The sequence below is a fragment of the Pseudoalteromonas citrea genome (assembly GCF_000238375.3).
Classification (GTDB): Bacteria; Pseudomonadota; Gammaproteobacteria; order Enterobacterales; family Alteromonadaceae; genus Pseudoalteromonas; species Pseudoalteromonas citrea.
The window spans coordinates 53,474-73,945 of record NZ_AHBZ03000023.1 but is presented as its reverse complement, the minus strand read 5'-3'; the positions used below and the strand labels follow the sequence as shown (position 1 = coordinate 73,945).

Genomic DNA, 20,472 nt, shown 5'->3' with positions numbered 1-20,472 from the left:
TACGCTGTGAGAAAAATAACCACAGCGTACATCTTATGTTCTAACACGCCCCCTTTTGTCTCAGTTACACAATAAAATAAAGCACCACAATGCTTGATTTTTCAGGTTTCTATTCGTCTAGCTCACATATTAAATTTGAACCAATTTATGTTGAGTGGAGCCAGAATGTCACGGCAAAGACGTACTAGAAAAAACAGACAGCTTTCTTCTTTATCAGAGGCTGAACGCAGCAAGTTACAGCAGCTTATCAGCGGTGCAGAAGCCAGTGAGACCACTCAAATAACCGAAAGCGTTACTCAAGGCGAGTTGATCCCATTAACACCGGCACAAAAAATATTGTGGTATGCGTGGAAATTAGACCCAAAAGACACCGCATACAACTTAGGTGGGACACTGCACTTTAAAGGTGTATTGAACGCGGCTTTAGTCGAACGAGCATTTGACGATTTGTGCCAGACGCATGATGCGTTACGCATCAAGTTCTTTGAAGATGATGCACAGGATGTATGGCAGCTCGATGCATCACACAGTACGTTTACACTCTATGAAGCCGAGGCTGAATGTCTTACAAGTCGAGATGAAAAATTAAAAGCCGTCGTATCAAAACCATTTGATTTACTTATTGGGCAGTTGTTACGAGTCGGCTTAGTGACGTTGAATGGTGATAGCAGCCTTGTTGTCACATTACACCATATCATCGCCGATGGTACCTCGATGCAGCAGTTACTCGATGAATTTGTTGCTATTTATGTATCGCTGGATGCCGGTCATGCTGTGCAGGTAGTGGAAAAGCAGGTTGGCTATCTTGATTTCGCGAAATGGTTAAATAAACAAGATAAAACCGCATTGTATGATTCGCAACTGACAGTATGGCGTGAACTACTTAACGGCGATGATGAGCCATTAGGGTTGCCAGCGAACAACCAAGCGCGTCAGCAAGTACAATATAAAGTGAGCACAGCGACTCAGTTAATGGCGGAGGATACTTGGCAGCAGATCACATTATTAGCAAATGAGCGTAACGTGACCCCTTACTTGATCATTTTAACCGCATGGCAACTATTACTTTCTCGATTTGCAAATACGGACAGGGTCAATGTAGGGGTACCGGTTGCAAATCGGCATATGAGTGAAACATTGAACTTAATCGGTTTTTTTGTGAATACTCAAGTGATCCCGCTAAGCATTAGTAATACAGACTCCTTTTCGCAATTATTGAGTCAAGCATCGCAAACGTCGCGCACTGCATTAGGCAATCAAGATTTGCCATTTGAGCTGTTACTAAAAGCCCTTAACCCAGAACGTCAAACCGGGGTTCATCCAATATTTCAGGTGATGTTTAATTACTTACGTAGAGATAAAAGCAGCCTAAAGCAACTAGGAAAGGTCGCGTTAGACGATTATGAATTTTATCGTTTTGGGATCCCGTTTGACCTGCAGTTAGATGTCATTGAGGATAAAGCTGAAGGGACAATACTTAACTTAATTTATGCCAATGAACTATACAATAAGGAATTTGCTACGCAATGCCTAACAACTTTGGATGTTTTATTAAAGCGTGTTTTGAGGGATATTGATTCGCCTTTAGTTAACTTACCATTATTGGCTAACGCAGAAGTTTCACAGTTACACGATTTAAGCCAAGGTGCACAGCCGCATTCATTTACAAACCCAATTCATGAAGTTATTTCAGCACAAAGTGCCAAAACACCAGATGCGATCGCGGTACGGTTTGCTGACACACTATTGAGTTACGCGCAGCTTGAGACAAAAACAAATCAATTAGCGCATTATTTAATGTCTCAAGGAGTCCAAGCGGAAGATAAAGTGGGGGTTGTTTTTGAGCGTAGCTTGGAGATGGTGATAAGCCTACTCGGCGTGATCAAAGCTGGTGCTGCGTATGTACCCATTGATCCAAACTTACCCATTGATAGGGTTGAGTATATTGCTCAAAGTAGTGGTCTGGCTTTATTACTATGCGATGATTCTATTCAGCAGCTAGCAAGTCTTAAAGAGGTTGCATCCGTTTGTTATTTCGCTGATATCCCGTTGAGTACCTATGCGGATAAAGCGACAAATATACCGATTGAGCCAACTCAACTGGCTTATGCTATTTATACTTCGGGCTCGACAGGAAAACCAAAAGGGGTAGGGAATACCCATGAAGCGATATATAACCGGATTGCTTGGCAGCAGTCTGCGTATTCTTTGACCGAAGCTGATGTGGTATTACAAAAAACACCGTTTGGTTTTGATGTATCCGTATGGGAGTTCTTTTGGCCGTTAATGTACGGTGCGCAATTAGTTGTTGCTCCGCCCAACGCTCATAAAGACAGTACGCAGCTACTTGATATTATCAATGAAAATAACATTACGACTTTGCACTTTGTACCGTCAATGCTACAGGCTTTTATCGGTCATGAAGACGTAAACAGTGCAACCAGTATCAAACATATATTGTGTAGTGGCGAAGCGCTACCGAGCGAAGTGCAAGCTACGGCGTTAGAAAAACTACCTAATGCCAGTGTATATAATTTATATGGCCCTACAGAAGCAGCGGTCGATGTGAGTCATTTTACATGCCATGGCAATGCGAGCTTGCCAGTGCCCATTGGTGAACCTATTGCCGGGATTCAGTTATATGTACTCGATCACTCTCTTAATCTAAGCCCACACCGCGTCGCCGGTGAACTATACATAGGTGGGATTGGGTTGGCTCGAGGGTATGTAAATCGCCCTGATTTAACCGCCGAACGGTTTATTGCTAACCCATTCGCGAACGATGGGAGCCGTTTGTATCGCACTGGAGATTTGGTGTGTTGGAATGCCAATGGTCAATTAGAGTATTTGGGACGCACTGACCATCAAGTCAAAATCCGAGGCTTTAGAATTGAACTTGGTGAAATTGAAGCAAGCTTATATGGTATGTCAGCCGTGCGTGAAGCTGTGGTTATTGCCGATCAAGGCCCGTCAGGCCAACGTTTAGTCGCGTATGTATCAGGACATAATAACGCTGATGTAGATAGCAAAGAGCTGCAACAAGCGCTTGGAGAGCGTTTACCAGATTATATGGTGCCTAGCGTGATCATCGTGTTGGATACCTTACCACTGAATAGCAATGGTAAGGTAGACCGTAAAGCTTTGCCTGAACCAGTCGCGCAGGTTCAAACCAGTTATCAAGCACCGCAAGGACTGCGTGAAGAGTTACTAGGCCAAACTTGGCAGCGAGTGTTAGGCCATACCCAAATCAGTCGAGATGATAACTTTTTTGCACTTGGTGGTGATTCTATACTGAGTTTACAAATTGTTGCGGCAATGCGCCAACATGGTTATGCTCTGAGTGCTAAGCAATTATTTGATGCACCTACAATTGCACAATTAGCAAGTCAATTAAGAGACTTAAAAGATGATGATATGGCGGCACAAATTGTGAGTGGTGACGTGCCGTTGTTACCAATTCAGCATACCTATTTTGCAAGGCAGCCCGCTAAATTAAGCCATTGGAACCAAGCAATCCGTTTGACACCGCCTAAGCCGATCGGTTTGACAGAGTTAGCTCAGAGCGTTCAGGCGCTGATCAAGCATCATGATAGCTTGCGTTTGCAATACACCCAACAAGGTGTGTGGCACCAAGCTTACCGAGCGTATGATGAAGTCGACTACCGCGAAGCACTGTGGTACCAAAAAACTACCGACAGCGAGTTTAATCGTTATCTTTCGCAAGCCGCAGAGCAAGCACAAGCGAGCTTAAATATTACGCGCGGTGACAATATACGCGTTGTGTATGTGCACAGTGAAACACGTCAACAGCTCATTTTAATTGCTCACCACTTAGTGATTGATGGCGTATCATGGCGAATTTTGATAGATGATTTAGTTCAAGGTATTGAGCAAACAGTATCTGGTAGCATAATTACCCTTACCCCGAAGAGTCATAGCTACCAATACTGGGCACAGCAATTACAGGCTTATCCTAGTACTTATGCAGACGAGTTTGCGTTGTGGGATAGCCAGCAAAGTACCGCATTAGCACTGCCAAATTTTGTGGCAGGGGGCGACGATACAATGCAAAGTGCTAAAACATTGCAAAGTGAATTGAGTGAAGCACAAACGCACGCTTTGCTATCTCAGGCGCAGCGCCCATATCGCACTCAAATCGATGAGTTGCTATTAACAGCTCTTAGTGTTGCCTTAGAAAAGTGGACGGGTGCAAACGACGCACAGGTATTTATTGAAGGTCATGGCCGAGAGCCATGGCAATCGGGACTTGATCTAAGTCGTACATTAGGCTGGTTCACCGCATTGTACCCAATTAAATTAACGCGCTTTATGGATATCGCTGACACTATAATTGCGACTAAAGAGCGTTTACGCGCATTGCCGAACAAGGGCATTGGCTATGGTGCATTTAAGTATTATGGCAGTGAGGCACAGCAGCAAGCATTAAAAACGCAGTGCAAACCGCAGATTGAATTTAACTACCTTGGCCAACTCGATGCGAGCAGTAACGCGCAATTTGCCGATTGGCAGATGAGCACCGACGGCGTTGGCAGCAGTATTGCGGCAGAAAATCCGCTCAGTGCTGACATTGCCATTAACTGTGCCGTTCAAAATGGTCAGCTTCAATTGTCGATCACCTACAGTAGTGCATGTTTGTTACAGGCCGATATGGCCGAATTTGCGCATCTGTTTGAGCAAGCAATAGGCGACGTTATTGATCATTGTACCGATGCGCAAATACGTTTTACTCCTGCTGATGTACCACTGCTTACAATGAGTCAAGTTGAGCTAGATGAATTACCAATTCCCCAGCCATTGGTCTCGAGTATTTACCCATTGACAGCGATGCAGCAGGGGATGATGTTTCATTCAATGGCTGAGCAAAGCGCAGCTTATTTAAACCAACTTAGGTTAGACATTACAGGTTTAGATGTTGCACGCTTCAAAGCTGCTTGGCAGTTGGTGGTAGAGCGTCATGATGCTCTGCGCAGTGGTTTTATATCTGCGTCCAAGGAACCACTACAGTATGTTGTCAAAGATCATCAAATTACATTCACAGAACTCAATTGGCAATCATCATCTGATCAAACAACGGATACACTAGCCAAAGCGTTATTGGATAAAGGTTTTGTAGTGACAGAGCAAGTCGGCTTAATGTCATTTACACTGGTGCAATTGGCGGCGGCTGAGCATCACTTTATTTGGACATATCATCATATGTTACTGGATGGATGGAGCAGTACGGCGGTGTTGGCTGAAGTGATGATGGCATATCAAGAACAGGCACTTGCGGTACCTGGAGGACAATTTAAAGACTATTTGTCATATCTTGCAAATCAAAATATTGCAGCCAGCGATAAGTATTGGCAAGGTCGTCTTGAACAGTTGCGTGATGCTACCTACCTCACTGAATTGCAAAGTAGCGTAAATGAACCTAGCGAACACGGTTACGCTAAATATACCTTGCAACTGAACGAGCAGCAGGCTGAACAGCTGCAGACGTTTGCACAACAACAGCAAATAACTGTTAATACCGTTTTACAAGGTGCTTGGTCATTATTATTGGGTCGTATGCTGAATAAGTCGGTGGTGTGCTTTGGTGCGACCACTTCAGGTCGTCCAGCAGATTTGGTTGGCAGCGATCACACGGTGGGTTTGTTTATCAATACGTTGCCAGTGATCAGTACCTTAGACAATGAAAAAACGGTAGGTCAGTGGCTTAAAGAGCGTCAACAAGACAGTATGGCAAGTCGGGAATTTGAGCATACGCCTTTAAATCAAATTCAAAAATTGGCTGAAGGGTTGGTGAGCTTTAATCAACAAGGACTGTTTGACAGCTTATTGATCTTTGAAAACTACCCAGTTTCAGACACTCTCGGTGCGGCAGATTTCAATGGAACACGTTTTAATTTAGTTGAAAATCGGGAAGAAACTAATTATCCATTAACTGTATTTGTTGAGACGGCACAAGGCTTGACAATTAATTTTGCTTATCAAGGTTGGCGTTTAAGTGAAGAGCGGGTGACTCAGCTTGCCAGTAATTTAGAGCGTCTTTTAGATGCGTTGCAAACTCATGTAGAAAAGCCTTTAAGTCAGATTCAATTACTGGATGATAATGCACAAGGTGCCATTGCGAAGTTGGGGCGTGGGCAAAGCGAGGTTCTGTCTGAAAAGGATGCATTGGCGTTATTCGAAGAGCGTGCTGAGCAAACGCCAAAAGCGGTCGCTGTACGAAATGAATATTCAGAATATATTACTTACGCAGCATTAAACCAGCGAGCTAATCAACTTGCTCACGCGTTGATTGCACGAGGTGTGACCACCGAAACCCCCATAGTGGTGAGCATGACCCGTGGTATCGAAATGATACTCGCGATTTTAGCTGTGAACAAAGCGGGTGGAGTCTATGTGCCAATAGCATTAGAGCTACCGGATGAGCGACGTGATTATATTTTCAAGCACAGTGGCGCAAAATTAGTACTTACCAATACCAACAGTCACTTTGCCGATGATATTACGAGCTTGAATATCACCGAAATGGTGCTGGACAGTTACTCAGATACTAAACCCAATAATGTTCGCCATCATGATCAACTCGTATATACCTTATATACATCAGGCTCGACTGGCTTGCCTAAAGGTGTTGCTATTAACCATGGTAACTTATTGAACTTCTTGTTGGGGATGCAAAAACGATTGGGGCTTGAAAGCACCTTGAATGCATTGGCACTCACCTCTTTGTCATTTGATATTTCTGGACTAGAGATTTATCTACCACTAATCAGTGGCGGTACAGTGACTGTCGCTAATGATACTACGGCGTTAACGCCTGCATTGCTTTCAGAGCAGGATTTACTACAGGCAACTCCAGCGGGTTGGCGTAGCTTACTTGCGCTTAATTTACTCTCAGATGTTGACGGCACGTTAGCGCTTTGTGGTGGTGAAGCACTGCCTGCTGAACTGGTTGGTGAGTTGGCAAAAACAGGCGTAGCGCTCTGGAATATGTATGGGCCTACAGAAACCACGATTTGGTCAAGTTGCTATCATGTTGAACAGCCTGCAGTGCATCTAGGTGATGCAATACTGAATACGCAGCTTTACGTGCTCGATAATCAATTGAATCTTTGTCCACAGATGGTGGTTGGAGAGTTATATATTGCCGGTGCTGGCTTGGCGCGTGGTTATCTCAGTCGCCCTGATCTCAGTGCTGAGAGGTTTGTTGCCAACCCGTTTGCAGACGATGGGAGTCGCTTGTATCGTTCTGGTGATTTAGTGCGTTGGAACGACCAAGATCAACTTGAATACTTAGGACGGACTGACCATCAGGTGAAAATTCGTGGTTACCGTATTGAGCTTGGTGATATTGAAGCGCAGCTTTATCGTTGCGATGGTGTGAAAGAAGCCGTGGTGATCGATGACAATAGCACCGGGAGCACTCAGCTAGTGGGATATGTGTCGGGTGAACAACTGGATGCAGAAATAGTTAAGGTCAGTATTAGTCAATGGCTTCCTGATTATATGATGCCAGCACTTATTACGGTGTTAGATGATATACCGCATAACAGCAATGGCAAAATTGATCGTAACGCATTACCTAAACCACAGTGGCAAGCGCCACAAGCTTTTGAAGCCGCACAAACTGAAATTGAGTGTCACCTAGCTGCAATTTGGCAAACGGTGCTTGGTGCTGAGCAGGTTGGCCGTCATGATAGCTTTTTTGCCCTTGGCGGCGACTCTATCAGTAGTTTACGGGTTATAGCCTTGGCCAAAAAACATAATTTATTTGTGCCAGTCGATGCCCTATTTGAAAGCGCCGACTTAGCGCAATTGGCAGCACGTCTTGAAGCAATGCCAATGGAAGTGCTCGATATTCCGCGTCTTGCTATACCTTACACTGGCTTATCGTATGCGCAGCAGCGTCAGTGGTTATTGTGGAAGCTGGACCCAAGTAGTGCAGCGTACCACATTACCGGTGCCTTGCGTCTAACCGGAGACTTAGATCTTACCGCAGTAGAGCAGGCATTAACTTACGTGATGCAACGTCACGATAGCTTACGAACTCACTTTAGTGAAACTGCGCAAGGTGACGTGCTACAACAGATTAGCGTCAGCACGGATCTACCATTGGTGCAGCACGATGTTTCTGCCGGGCACTCAGCTAGCCGGGATGCCCTATTCACCGAGGTATTCGATTTATTAGGCAACGAACCCCTCGTTCGTTTTGGTTTATTTAAGTACAGTGAAAATAGCTATGAGTTAGGGGTGGTGTTGCACCACATTATTGCTGATGGTTGGTCGGTGAAGTTATTAATTGATGATTTTGTAGCAGCCTATGAAGCAATCAAACAGGGCGATGTATTGCAAGTTGGCTCACCGGAACTGCGTTACAGTGATTATGCCAAGTGGCAACAAGTACGCTTAAACGATGGCGAAGAAGTGCGTCAATTAGCCTATTGGCAAGATAAGCTGGGGTCCGATCACAGCGTGTTAGGGCTACCCTATGATAAAACGTTTAGCACAGAGGATAAACGCAGTGCTAATCATGAATGGACATTGCCAAGTGAACTTAAAGGGCAATTGAATCAAGTTGCTAAACAACAGGGTTGTACGCTCTTTAGTATTTTGATGGCCGCATGGCAGGTCGTGTTGCATCGCTTCAGTGGTGAGTCTCACATAAAGGTGGGTATGCCGACTGCCAATCGTCAATATAGTGGGTGCGAGAATGTGGTGGGGATGTTTGTAAACACCCAAGTGATCGCCAATAAACTCGATGGCGCACAGTCATTGCTAGAGGTAGTAAATGAGGTTGCACAGACACTCACAGAAGCGCAAGCCAATCAAGATTTACCGTTCGAGAAGCTGGTTGATGCGTTAGACGTGCCGCGGGATTCTCACAGTACACCGATTTTTCAAGTGATGATGAATCATCAGCAAATCAGTGAAGATAAACTCGCGCAACTGTCGGGTTTGGAATTCGAAGTGATGCAAGCGCCGCGCATAGAAGCACAACTTGATTTAACGCTGAACAGCTTTGAGGATGCGTTTGGCACATTGAATGTATCGATAGAATATTTTGCAGCACGCTTTAGCGCAGCACGTGTCAAAACACTGGGTGATGCCTTTAGTTACGTATTATCAATGTGTGCCGAGAGGCCTGATATGCTAGTCAGTGAGCTCGAGCTTTTAACAAGTGACACACAAAAACAGTTAATCTCAAAAGGGTGTGGGAAAACGTGTTCATTTAAGCAAAGTGTTCTGTTGCAATTTGCAGAGGCCGTGCATAAGAACACGGATGCTGTGGTGTTACGCCATGGTCATATTGATATGCACTACGGTGAGCTCGATGCCCGAAGTAACCAATTAGCCAATTACTTAATTGCACAAGGCGTACAAGCTGAAGACAATGTGGGTTTGGTATTTAGCCGTGGCATTGACATGATCGTCAGTATGCTGGCAGTACTCAAAGCTGGGGCAGTATATGTGCCACTAGCGCCCTCTTTACCTGCTGAACGTGTGGCCTATATTTGTGAACACAGTGAATTGGTATATGCACTGTGTAACACTGAGCATAGCTTACCAGAGCATGTGCACATATGGTCATTAAATGATGATGGGCTTACAAAGCATAGTACAACGGCACCTGACATTAATATTTCAAGTGAACAACTGGCATATGTGCTTTATACCTCCGGCTCAACGGGTAAACCCAAAGGGGTAGCTATCAGTCATGGCAGTTTGAGTAACTTTGTTGCCAGCATGGCAGAGACGTTTGATAGTAATGATAGTCACGCTTGGTTGGCATTAACTTCTCTTTCGTTTGATATCTCAGGGCTTGAAATTTACCTACCACTTTTACATGGCAGCACCTTAGTGATTGCCGATTCAGTAATGGATGTCGATAGTGATTTACTCTCGCAAGTGACCCACGTGCAAGCGACACCTGCAGGTTGGCGCAGTCTGTTAGCACAAGAAGTGTTAGGTCAGCCACTGGTTGGTTTATGTGGCGGTGAAGCCCTGCCAGAGAGCTTAGCTCAAGCGCTTAAAGCTCAGCAGGTACAGCTATTTAATATGTACGGCCCAACAGAGACCACCATTTGGTCATCATGTCATGAAGTAGGCGCTAGTATACATTTAGGTGACGCTATTCATAATACGCAACTGTATGTCTTAGACAGCGCATTGAATTTATGCCCACCGCTAGTGCAAGGTGAATTATACATAGCGGGTGATGGCCTTGCGCGCGGTTATTTAGCACGCCCAGATTTAACAGCTGAGCGGTTTATTGCTAACCCATTTGATGAGGTGGGTAGTCGTTTATACCGTACGGGTGACAATGTTCGTTGGAATGGCAAAGGGGAATTGGAATACTTAGGCCGCGTTGACCATCAAGTCAAAGTCCGTGGTTTTAGGATTGAACTAGGCGAAATCGAAGCGGTACTAGATAGTCAAGCTGGCGTGCGTGCTGCAGTGGTAGTGGCTGATGAAGGGCCAAATGGGGCGCGTTTGGTGGCCTATGTAGAAAGCGACACTGTCGAGCAGGCAGAGCTTAACGCTTTACTTGCCAGTAAACTCCCTGAATACATGCTGCCAAATGTGATTGTAATACTCGCTGCTCTGCCACTTAACACCAGTGGTAAAGTTGACCGTAAAGCGCTGCCTAAAGCGGAGGCGCAAATGCACGAATTTATGGCGCCAGAAACTGAATTAGAAAGTAAGTTAGCGGATATTTGGCAAACCGTGCTCGGGGCTGAGCAGGTTGGTCGTCATGATAACTTTTTTGCATTAGGTGGCGACTCGATCACAAGTTTACGTTTTATTGCTGCGGCTAAACAAGCCGAAGTGTACTTAGATATTGCCGATGTATTTAAAGCGCATGATTTACAGGCATTGGCGTTGTTGGCCAGTACGAAAAAACCTGAAAAATTGCAGCCACTTGAAAGGTTAGAACCTGCATATAGTGGGCTATCTTATGCTCAACAAAGGCAGTGGTTTTTATGGAAATTAGCTCCCGACAGTGACGCATACCACATTAGCGGTGGTTTGATGTTACGCGGACAACTGGATATGCATGCGTTACAAAGCGCCTTGGATCACGTTGTTGCTAAGCATAGTACTTTAAGAACGCGTTTTCACGATGATTCTAAGGGCAGCGTGACACAGTATGTGCAAGCGCATACGGCTTGCCATATTGCCACACTGCCAGCTTCTGCATCAGTTTCTGAACAGCAGATGTTACGCTCGGCTTTAGTATCAAAGCCTTTTGATTTGGCTAATGACCTTTTATATCGAATTGCAGTTATTGCGCACGATGATGAGCAGCATGAACTCATTGTTGTGATGCATCATATTATATCTGACGGTTGGTCGATGAATTTAATCATTAATGACTTTGTGATTGGATATAAAGCTGCGAAACAGCAGCAAGCGTTAACCATTGATGCTCAGGCTGCACGCTATAGTGATTATGCTAAGTGGCAAAAATCTTGGTTAGAAAATGGCGCAGAGCAGCGCCAGCTCACCTACTGGCATAGCGTACTCGGAGATGAACATCCGGTGCTTGAGTTACCAACGGACTTACATACGACTGAACAAGAATATCTCAGTGCAGAATTACGCTTTGATATTGCACCCGTATTACAAGAACAATTAGCCCAAGTTGCTAAGCGTCATGAGACAACCTTGTTTAGCGTATTAATGGCTGCTTGGCATGTGTTATTACAGCGAGTAAGTGGGCAATCTGAGGTACGAGTGGGTATGCCGATCGCGAATCGTCAGCATGCTGATACGCAAGATATGGTCGGCTTTTTTGTTAACACTCAAATCATTAAAACGCATATGACGGGAGCTGAGACTGTAGATGATGTAATGGCATTGATTGTCACTGCATTGCAAGGTGCCCAGGCAAATCAAGACTTACCATTTGAGAAACTCGTTAATAGCTTTGAATTAGATCGCAGTATGGGCGATAACGCTTTATTCCAAGTGATGATGAACCACCAGCGTCAAGAAGAAGACAATTTGGCGACGCTGCCTGGCTTAGATATTGTGGAGACTCAATTACCTAATACCAGTGCACAATTTGCCTTGGTACTGAATGTATTAGAAGCACCCAATAAGCCAGTTAATATTGGTTTTGAGTATGCTGTTGAGCGCTTCAGCGCGCAGCGCATGAAAGAGTTGGTTGACGGGTATCAGGCAATATTGGCAACCTTTGCTGACAATGCTTGTGCGCGTGTGGCAAATATTACAGTGCTGCCAGCCAATACCACTGCAGACATATTAGCACTCGGTCAAGAACAAGTGAGCCACTGGAGCACGGCACTTACACAGCAGATAATTGCAGAACAGGCGGCATTGGATGGACACAAAGCTGCACTTGTATGTAATGAGGACACATTGAGTTATGCAACTCTGACACATCGAGTGGCTCAGTTTGCACAATACTTAAAGGCAGCAGGGGTAAACCATGAGGCCCCTGTTGGCATCGCGTGTAGTCGTTCTATTGACATGGTGATTGCGTTATTAGGTGCTTGGCAAGCTGGAGCTTGTGTTATCCCGATGGAACCTGATTTACCTGCGGAACGCTTTATGCAAATTAACGCACAAAGTGAGCTGGCTTTATTGATCAGTGATGGACATTTTGTGCATACGATCACAGTCCCCATGCTTGATATCACTGCGTGTGATTACCAACAATTAGCGGGGTCAGATACGCCGCTAGTTATTCACCCTCAACAAACCGCGTATGTCATTTATACATCAGGTTCTACAGGGGTTCCTAAAGGCGTTGCGGTATCACATGAAGCACTAACGCATCATTGCCAAGCAATGCAACATAACTATCAATTAACCTCACAAGATAGTTGCGTGTTATTTGCATCATTAAGCTTTGATGCGGGGCTTGAGCAATTATTGGTGCCACTGATGGCAGGCAGTAAGGTGGTGATTGTGGATGCAAAACAGACCACAGCTAATGATTTCAATGCATTATGTCATAAACAAAATATTACAGCGGTTGATTTACCGAGTGTGTACTTAAAGCAGTTGGCGCCATTACCCAATGTACGGTTATGTATCGTGGGAGGGGAAGCGTGGTCAAGGCATGACTTCGAGTATGCGCAGCAGCAACTGCCGAATGCGAGCTTAGTGAATGCCTATGGTCCAACAGAGGCTGTGATCACCCCGACTTTATGGCGTGGTGATGCGTGCACACATGTGAACTCAGCCTACGTGCCTATCGGGCGCGCAGTTGGTCAGCGTCGTCTATATATTTTAGATGCTCAGCTGAATTTACTTACCACAGGGATGACTGGAGAGCTTTATATTGGTGGTCCAGCACTCGCCCGAGGGTATGTGGGGCGTGCTGATTTTACGGCTGAGCGATTTATTGCTAACCCATTTGTTGACACCGGAGAGCGGTTATATCGCACTGGAGATTTAGCACGTTGGAATGAACGCGGCGAATTAGAGTACGTAGGGCGTATTGATCACCAAGTTAAAATTCGAGGGTTTAGGGTTGAGCTAGGAGAAGTCGAAGCGGCATTGAATGCACAAGCAGGCATTGATTCATCATTGGTGATGGTTGATAACAACGCGGAGCATGCGCGGTTAGTCGCGTATGTTGTGGGTAAGCTGGTGGATGAAGCACAATTGCGCCAAGCGATAGCTGAACAGTTACCACAATACATGGTACCTCAAGCGATCATGGTGCTAACGTGTTGGCCAACCACGGTGAACGGGAAGATAGACAGAAAGGCATTACCGGATGTCACTTTTGCTTCAGACCGGCACTATGAAGCGCCTGTTGGTGAGGTGGAGAATAAGTTAGCTATGATTTGGTCGGAGGTTCTCGATAGCTCGGATATTGGACGGTTGGATAATTTCTTTTTACTAGGAGGAGATTCCATTTCCGCCCTACGAGTTGTGAGCCGAATAGAGCAAACCCTGTCTGTTAACTGCCCGGTTAAATTGATGTTTGAAGCACCTATATTAGCGCAATTAGCGACTAAAGTGGCGGCGCTAGAGGCAACGACAAAACCGAATTTAGTCCCCATTGAGAGGGTAGCGTTACATGGCTTATCTCCAGCACAGTTAAGCTTATGGCTCAGTGATCAATTGACAGATAATCCATTAGATAAGCAAGCGTACAATATTTCTGGCGGTGTCAGCTTGGTCGGTGATGTCTGCGTAGAGACATTGCAAAGCGCTTTTGATGCGACCATCGCACGACATGAAACCTTAAGAATGCAATTTATTGATAATTTAGGGGATGCGAGTGTAGAGATACTGCCAAAAGTGATGTTTGATTTACCACTTCATGACTTAAGTCAATTGGAGCCAGAACTTGCTCAACAGCAAGCCAAAGAATTACAAATTGAGTTAGAGCATGCCATTTTTGATTTAGCAAAAGCTCCCTTGATCAAAGCTTGTTTAGTGAAGTTAGCAGATGTTTATCACTTATATGTGAATTTGCATCATATTATCGCTGATGGTTGGTCTATTGGTGTTTTAGTACAAGATTTGGGGCTAGCATACCAAGGTTTGCTAGAGGGCACTGCGCCTAGTTGGCATGCATTACCCATTCAATATGTGGACTATGCGGCATGGCAGCAAGCGCAATTGACCGGTCCGCAAGGTGAAGAGACTCGTCAGTTTTGGCGCCAATCATTGGCATCTGCGCCAGCGAATAGTGCATTACCGCCTCATTTTCCACGTCCTGAACAAATGAGTTCTGATGGTGCGAGTGTTGAACTGAATTTTGATGAAACGCAAACGGCGCACATAAAAGCATTTGCAAAGAGTCGTAATATCTCTTTGCATACTGTTTTATTATCGGCTTATCAGTTGTTTCTACATGCAGTGACGGCGAAAGACGATGTGATCATAGGGTCTGATTTAGCGGGCCGTGACCACCCCGATTTAGAATTGCTGATTGGTTTCTTTATTCGAGTATTGCCACAGCGCAGTATTATTGATCCAAATCAAACCTTGGCTGACTACTTAAGCACAACACAAGCACATTCATTAGATATGGTTGAGCATCAAGCGCTTGGTTTAGAGGCGCTTATTGAATTGTCACAAGTTGATAGAATTCAAGGGGTTCAACCTCTAGTTCAGCAGTTGTTTGTGATGCAAAATACGCCTCAAGAAACGTGGCCTGTGGCAGGTCTATCCCTTGAGCCACTCGAAAGTAAAGGCGCAATAAACAGTAAATTTGATAGTGCACTTTTCGTCATGGATGAAAATGAGTTGCAATGTAGTTGGGTGTTTAGAAAACAGCTCTACAACGTGAATATTATGCAGCAATTATTGGGGCGCTGGCAGCAGTGCGTGATGCAACTCATTACAGAGAGCGAAAAAACCATTCGCGACTTGCTTTCTCCAATGACTCAGGATATTAAAACCATGCAAAAAGCAACTCAAGGCAAAAAATTCTCAGGCTTAAAAAAAGGCTTAAAAAAACGCTCAGTAAAAAAAGCGCCGGCAATTAAAACGCGATTTTTACCGGATACAGAATCATTTCCAGTGATCATTGAACCGAGCACTGCGGACTTAGATCCAATCGCTTGGGCTGAGCAAAATCGTACTGTCATCGACCAGCATTTAAATCAATCAGCAGGCATTATTTTTAGAAACTTTGCACTTGCAACACCGCAAGATTTTGAGAAGTTTGCTGATGCTATTCAGCCAGGGTTATATGGTCAATATGGAGATTTACCTAAAAAAGAAGGGGGTAAGAAAACGTATAAATCGACTCCGTATCCAGAAAAGCAAATGATCCTTTATCACAATGAAAGTGCGCATTTAAGCAAGTGGCCACGCAAACAGTGGTTCTTCTGTGAACTGCCATCAGTCGTTGGCGGCGCAACGCCGATCGTAGATTGCCGACGCATGCTACAGGTTCTGCCGGCTGATATAGTCGAAAAGTTTTCTACTAAAGGCTTGCTGTATGTGCGTAATTTTATAAAGAATTTAGATGTAAGCTGGCAAGATTTTTATAAAACGGATTCTAAGCAAGAAGTTGAAAGTTTACTGCATGCAAGTAATACCGAGTTTAAGTGGTTAGACAATGATGGTTTGCAGACGCGAACTAAGACCCATGGTGTGATAGCGCATCCTATAACGGGGGCTCGTAGCTTCTTTAACCAAGTACAGTTGCATCATGAATCATGTTTAGCACCGGATGTACGTAGTGATTTAATTGCCATGGTTGGGCAAGACTTATTACCAAGAAATGTATTTTATGGTGACGGCTCAGCGATCAGTTACGAAGAAATGGCAATCATCGGTGATGCGTATGAGCATTGTGCTGTGCGTTTCGATTGGCAAAAAGGTGATGTAGTGATGGTTGATAATATGCTTGCAGCGCATGCGCGAGACCCATATGAAGAACCGCGAAAAATTGTTGTCGCAATGGGCGATATGGTGAACCAGGCTGATTTAGCATCAACCAAAGTATGTGAAAGTGGAGAAACAGTATGATTGCAGATTACGTAGAAGAATATCAAGAAGGTGTTCCACTAACGGCAGTCCAGCAATTGCTGAACAAGCAAGACTCTGCGGTAAATCAGATACTGTATAAATGTGAAGCGAGGTTAACTACTGAGGCTATTCGTCAACGTGCGCAGTCGTTGTTAGCGGGTCATATTAGTATCTCTTCTTGTTATAAAAAGATTGCGGGCTTTACCTCCCACAGGGGAGTCCCTTTCATGGGCTCGAGTGTGAATGTTCAAGAATGTGCTTGGTCTTTTCAGCGAGAGCCGAATTTAGCACAATTGAATCTGAGTGCACCGTTAGATATTGCACCGGAGCAGGGAGTTAATCTTGATGTATGTGTCGTGACATCAGCAGGTGACATGTATATTGCTTTGCGCTCGTTTGCATTGGCGTTAGATGTGACCTCATTACAATTAATCGCACAGTACATTATCAGTGATGATGAATTGGAAGAGGCATTGCAATTTCCTGACTTTGTTGCATGGCAATTAGATATGTTTGACGACGAAGAGGGTTTAGCGGGCCAAGCTTATTGGCAGCACTATTTGAGTAATAATTTACCTGGTGCACTTAATCTGCCGTATAAAAAGCGTGAAATAGACACATCTAATGTTACTTACTCACACTTAAGCCATCAGTTTACAGGTGAATTAGTAAGCCAAGTTGAGCAATTTGCTGAAACTCTTAACCTGACTGTATTTCAAGTAATACAGCTATCATGGTGGTGGCTATTGGCAAGGTTAGCACCACAACATACTTTCTTAACGCAGCTTAATTATGACCCTCGCTCTGAAAGTGAAGAGTTTGAAGGTGCTTTAGGTTGCTATAACAAAGAGCTACCTATTATTGTTGAGTATGACACGGAGCAAACGTTTAAATCATGGTTGATGAATACAGCTGAAGTTGTAGAAACCCATCTACAGTGGGCTGAATGTATTACTGTTGAGCAACTGGCGTTAGTTGCTACGCATAATGGTGCGGTAAATAGCTTAAATACCGGGACATTAGAGTGCTCAAGTGAGCAGCAATCAGAACTACAGCTCACAATCTTAGACGATCATACAGTCTCGATATGCTTTGCAGATCAGTGTTACTCAGGTGCCGCGATTTCAAGCATATTAACCCAGCTTGAACAGATATTGAAAGAGGTGGTTCGTACTGGTGGAGAAGGACTTAATAGTACCATCTCATTGTTGAGCGAAGTGGAAAAGCAACAGCACTTGGCGCTGAATAAAGCGGATAACAGTCAGCCTGAATTGCTACATGAACGTATTGCACAATTTGCGGTATCTCAGCCAAATGTGTTGGCAATTAATGATGGTCATCAGTGTCTTACTTATGCGCAATTGCAAACACAGATCACCGAATTTGCAGTGGGACTTCACACACACACTCAGGGTAAAGACCAACCCGTGGCACTGCTATTGCCTCGTAGTGCAGACATGGCAGTAGCCATGTTGGCTGCGATGCAATTAGGTGTAGGTTATGTACCGCTTGACCCAGATTGGCCTAAAACGCGCATCGAGCAAGTTTTGGGGCAATTTAATGATATGCAGGTGATTGACTTAGAAGGGAAAGAGGGTCATGCCTTTTCAACAATTGCTAAGCTCGGAGTAAATGCGACGATTCTACCTGATGCATTAGGTGAACTGGCATATGTTATTTTTACGTCTGGCTCAACGGGTACACCAAAGGGTGTGCAAATCAACCAACAACAGCTTGCTCAGTATTGTTATGCTTCGTCTAAAGCAATGGAGTTAGATGAGCAATCTCACTTTGCATTGACCGCTGCGGTGACTGCTGATTTAGGTTATACCTGTTTGTTCAATGCGTTATATTTAGGGAAATCTTTACATATTGCTGATGAATTGCAAAGCAAAGAACGTGACGCATTTGAAGCCTTTTTAACGGATAATGAGATTGATTGTATAAAGATAGTCCCCTCACATTTACAAGCGTTATGCGATACAGCGGCATTAACTTATGTGCCCAGAAAACTAATATTGGGTGGAGAAGCGTGCCCTGCAACATTTTTATGCAGCTTGCAGCAATGGGCGCCTAACAGTGAAGTGTATAATCATTACGGGCCGAGTGAAGCCACGGTTGGTGTCATGAGTCATTTATACGCTGAAAATGGCGGAGGGGTTGCTAAGTTATCTGAAGTATTTGATGGCACAGAAATTTTTATATTGAATGAGCAACAGCAACTTTGCGCAACAGGTGAAATTGGCCAGTTATATATTGCGGGCTCACAGCTGGCTTTAGGTTATTTGAACACACAAAGCTCAGCGTTTGTTACGGACACACCATGGGCAGAGCGTATTTATGCAACCGGAGACTTAGCGCGGTATATGCCTGATAATTCGATAATGATTCTAGGTAGAAAAGATGACCAAGTGAAAATTCGAGGTGTGCGAATAGAGCCACAAGAAATCGCGAAAACGATCGAGTCTGCATTGAATGTCGAACACTGTGTTGTCTTGAGTAATGTGATCAATAACGAACATGTATTGGTTGCATACTTGTACGATACACATTCACAAGTAGGGCAAGTAAATGGAGAGGACATCGCTGAAATACAGCTGCGCCTGCGAGAGAATCTGCCTGACGTGATGATCCCTAATTGTTTTTATTATGTGCATGAATGGCCAAGAATGGGCAATGGTAAAATTGACAAAAAATCATTACCTCAGTATCAGCATGGTAGGAGTGAGACCTTTATTGCACCGAAAGGTGAATTAGAACAAAATTTAGCTCAGATGTTTGCAGATGTTTTAGGTGTACAAAGAGTCAGTACAGAGCAATCCTTTTTCTTACTGGGTGGCCATTCAATTGCAGCGATAAAATTGGTGAAACGCTGGGCGGATAAATACGAGAGTGCGTTGCATTTTGAACTTGCTACGTTATTTCAAGCGCCAAGTGTTGCTTTGTTAGCACAGGCTATTGAGCAGCAAAGTCAGGCACTAATAGCACCACTCAAATATAGCCAATCTGCAACGAAGCAATTGATTTGTATTCACGATGGCTTAGGGTTGACCTTAGCGTATAGAGCATTGGCTGCGCAACTTCCGGAGCACGTAAACGTTTATGGTTTAGCACCGCAGCTTGCTGATTTAACCAAAGTCGATAACTTTGACGAATTAGCAGAGCACTATGCAACTGCAATTGCATCTCAGTTTGAGCAGCAGGTCGTAGAAATACTCGGTTGGTCGATGGGCGGGGTGTTGGCGACTAAAGTAAGTGCATGCTTAAGTGATAAGGGGATACAGGTTAAGCGGTTAGTGATTGCAGATACGTGGCTAGCAAATGAGAATAACCGTATTGATGAGAATACGTCTGTTCGCGAGTTTATAGCAGACTTGGTTGAGGGGGAAAATACCCAGTGGACAAACTCTGTTGACACCTTCTTAACTGAGCAAAATGTGGAGTCATTGTCTGGGGATAATTTAAGCCAATGTATTGCTAAGTGCTGGGACCTTCATGCTGCACAGTTAGCTGAACCGTTAAATGCCATTCGAGGAGAGCAAGTAGCGCGCACTTATGCTACGAGTAACAAGCTATTAGAGCTGCGAAATAAAGGCTGCCATGTACCGCATCTACCTCACAATGTGCAAGATGTACAAGTGGTATGGGCCAGTGAGCGTGCTGCATCGTCATGCTCACAATTTACCACGACATTAGCAACGCAAGGTGTACCTATTACTTCACTAAACCTTGAGATGAGCCATGAGCAAATTGTCAGCAGCGCAGAGTTAGCCCAGTTATTGACAACCTAAAACAGTCTGCCATTTCATGACGTAAAAAGCCGCGCAGTAAGATGACGCGGTTTTTTTATTACAACAGTTCCAATATACATGTTGATTACAGTAACTTGATGATTTTTAGCTTCGCTTTGAAACAGTTTATTAACACTATGTTTTTTATGAAATTTTTAATTTTTATTTTTTACTAAATTTCTATTGTTTTCATTCGTCA

Annotated in this window: 2 protein-coding genes; both read left to right on the top strand. The window is 44.3% G+C overall.

Going from position 1 to position 20,472, the window contains the following annotated elements; genetic code table 11:
• Positions 1–165: 165 nt before the first annotated feature.
• Complete coding sequence (locus PCIT_RS16500; RefSeq protein WP_010365469.1) at positions 166–16,482, top strand: non-ribosomal peptide synthetase; 16,317 nt, start codon at positions 166–168, stop codon at positions 16,480–16,482.
• Entirely contained in the window at positions 16,479–20,273 is a 3,795-nt protein-coding gene (locus tag PCIT_RS16495) for an amino acid adenylation domain-containing protein (protein ID WP_010365468.1), read from the top strand. Before PCIT_RS16500 ends, PCIT_RS16495 begins: the two co-directional genes overlap by 4 nt.
• The last annotated feature ends 199 nt before the right edge of the window (positions 20,274–20,472 follow it).

Coding starts and splice junctions, on each gene's coding strand:
- PCIT_RS16500 (WP_010365469.1), top strand. CDS start 166: ATGTCACGGCAAAGACGTACTAGAAAAAACAGACAGCTTTCTTCTTTA.
- PCIT_RS16495 (WP_010365468.1), top strand. CDS start 16,479: ATGATTGCAGATTACGTAGAAGAATATCAAGAAGGTGTTCCACTAACG.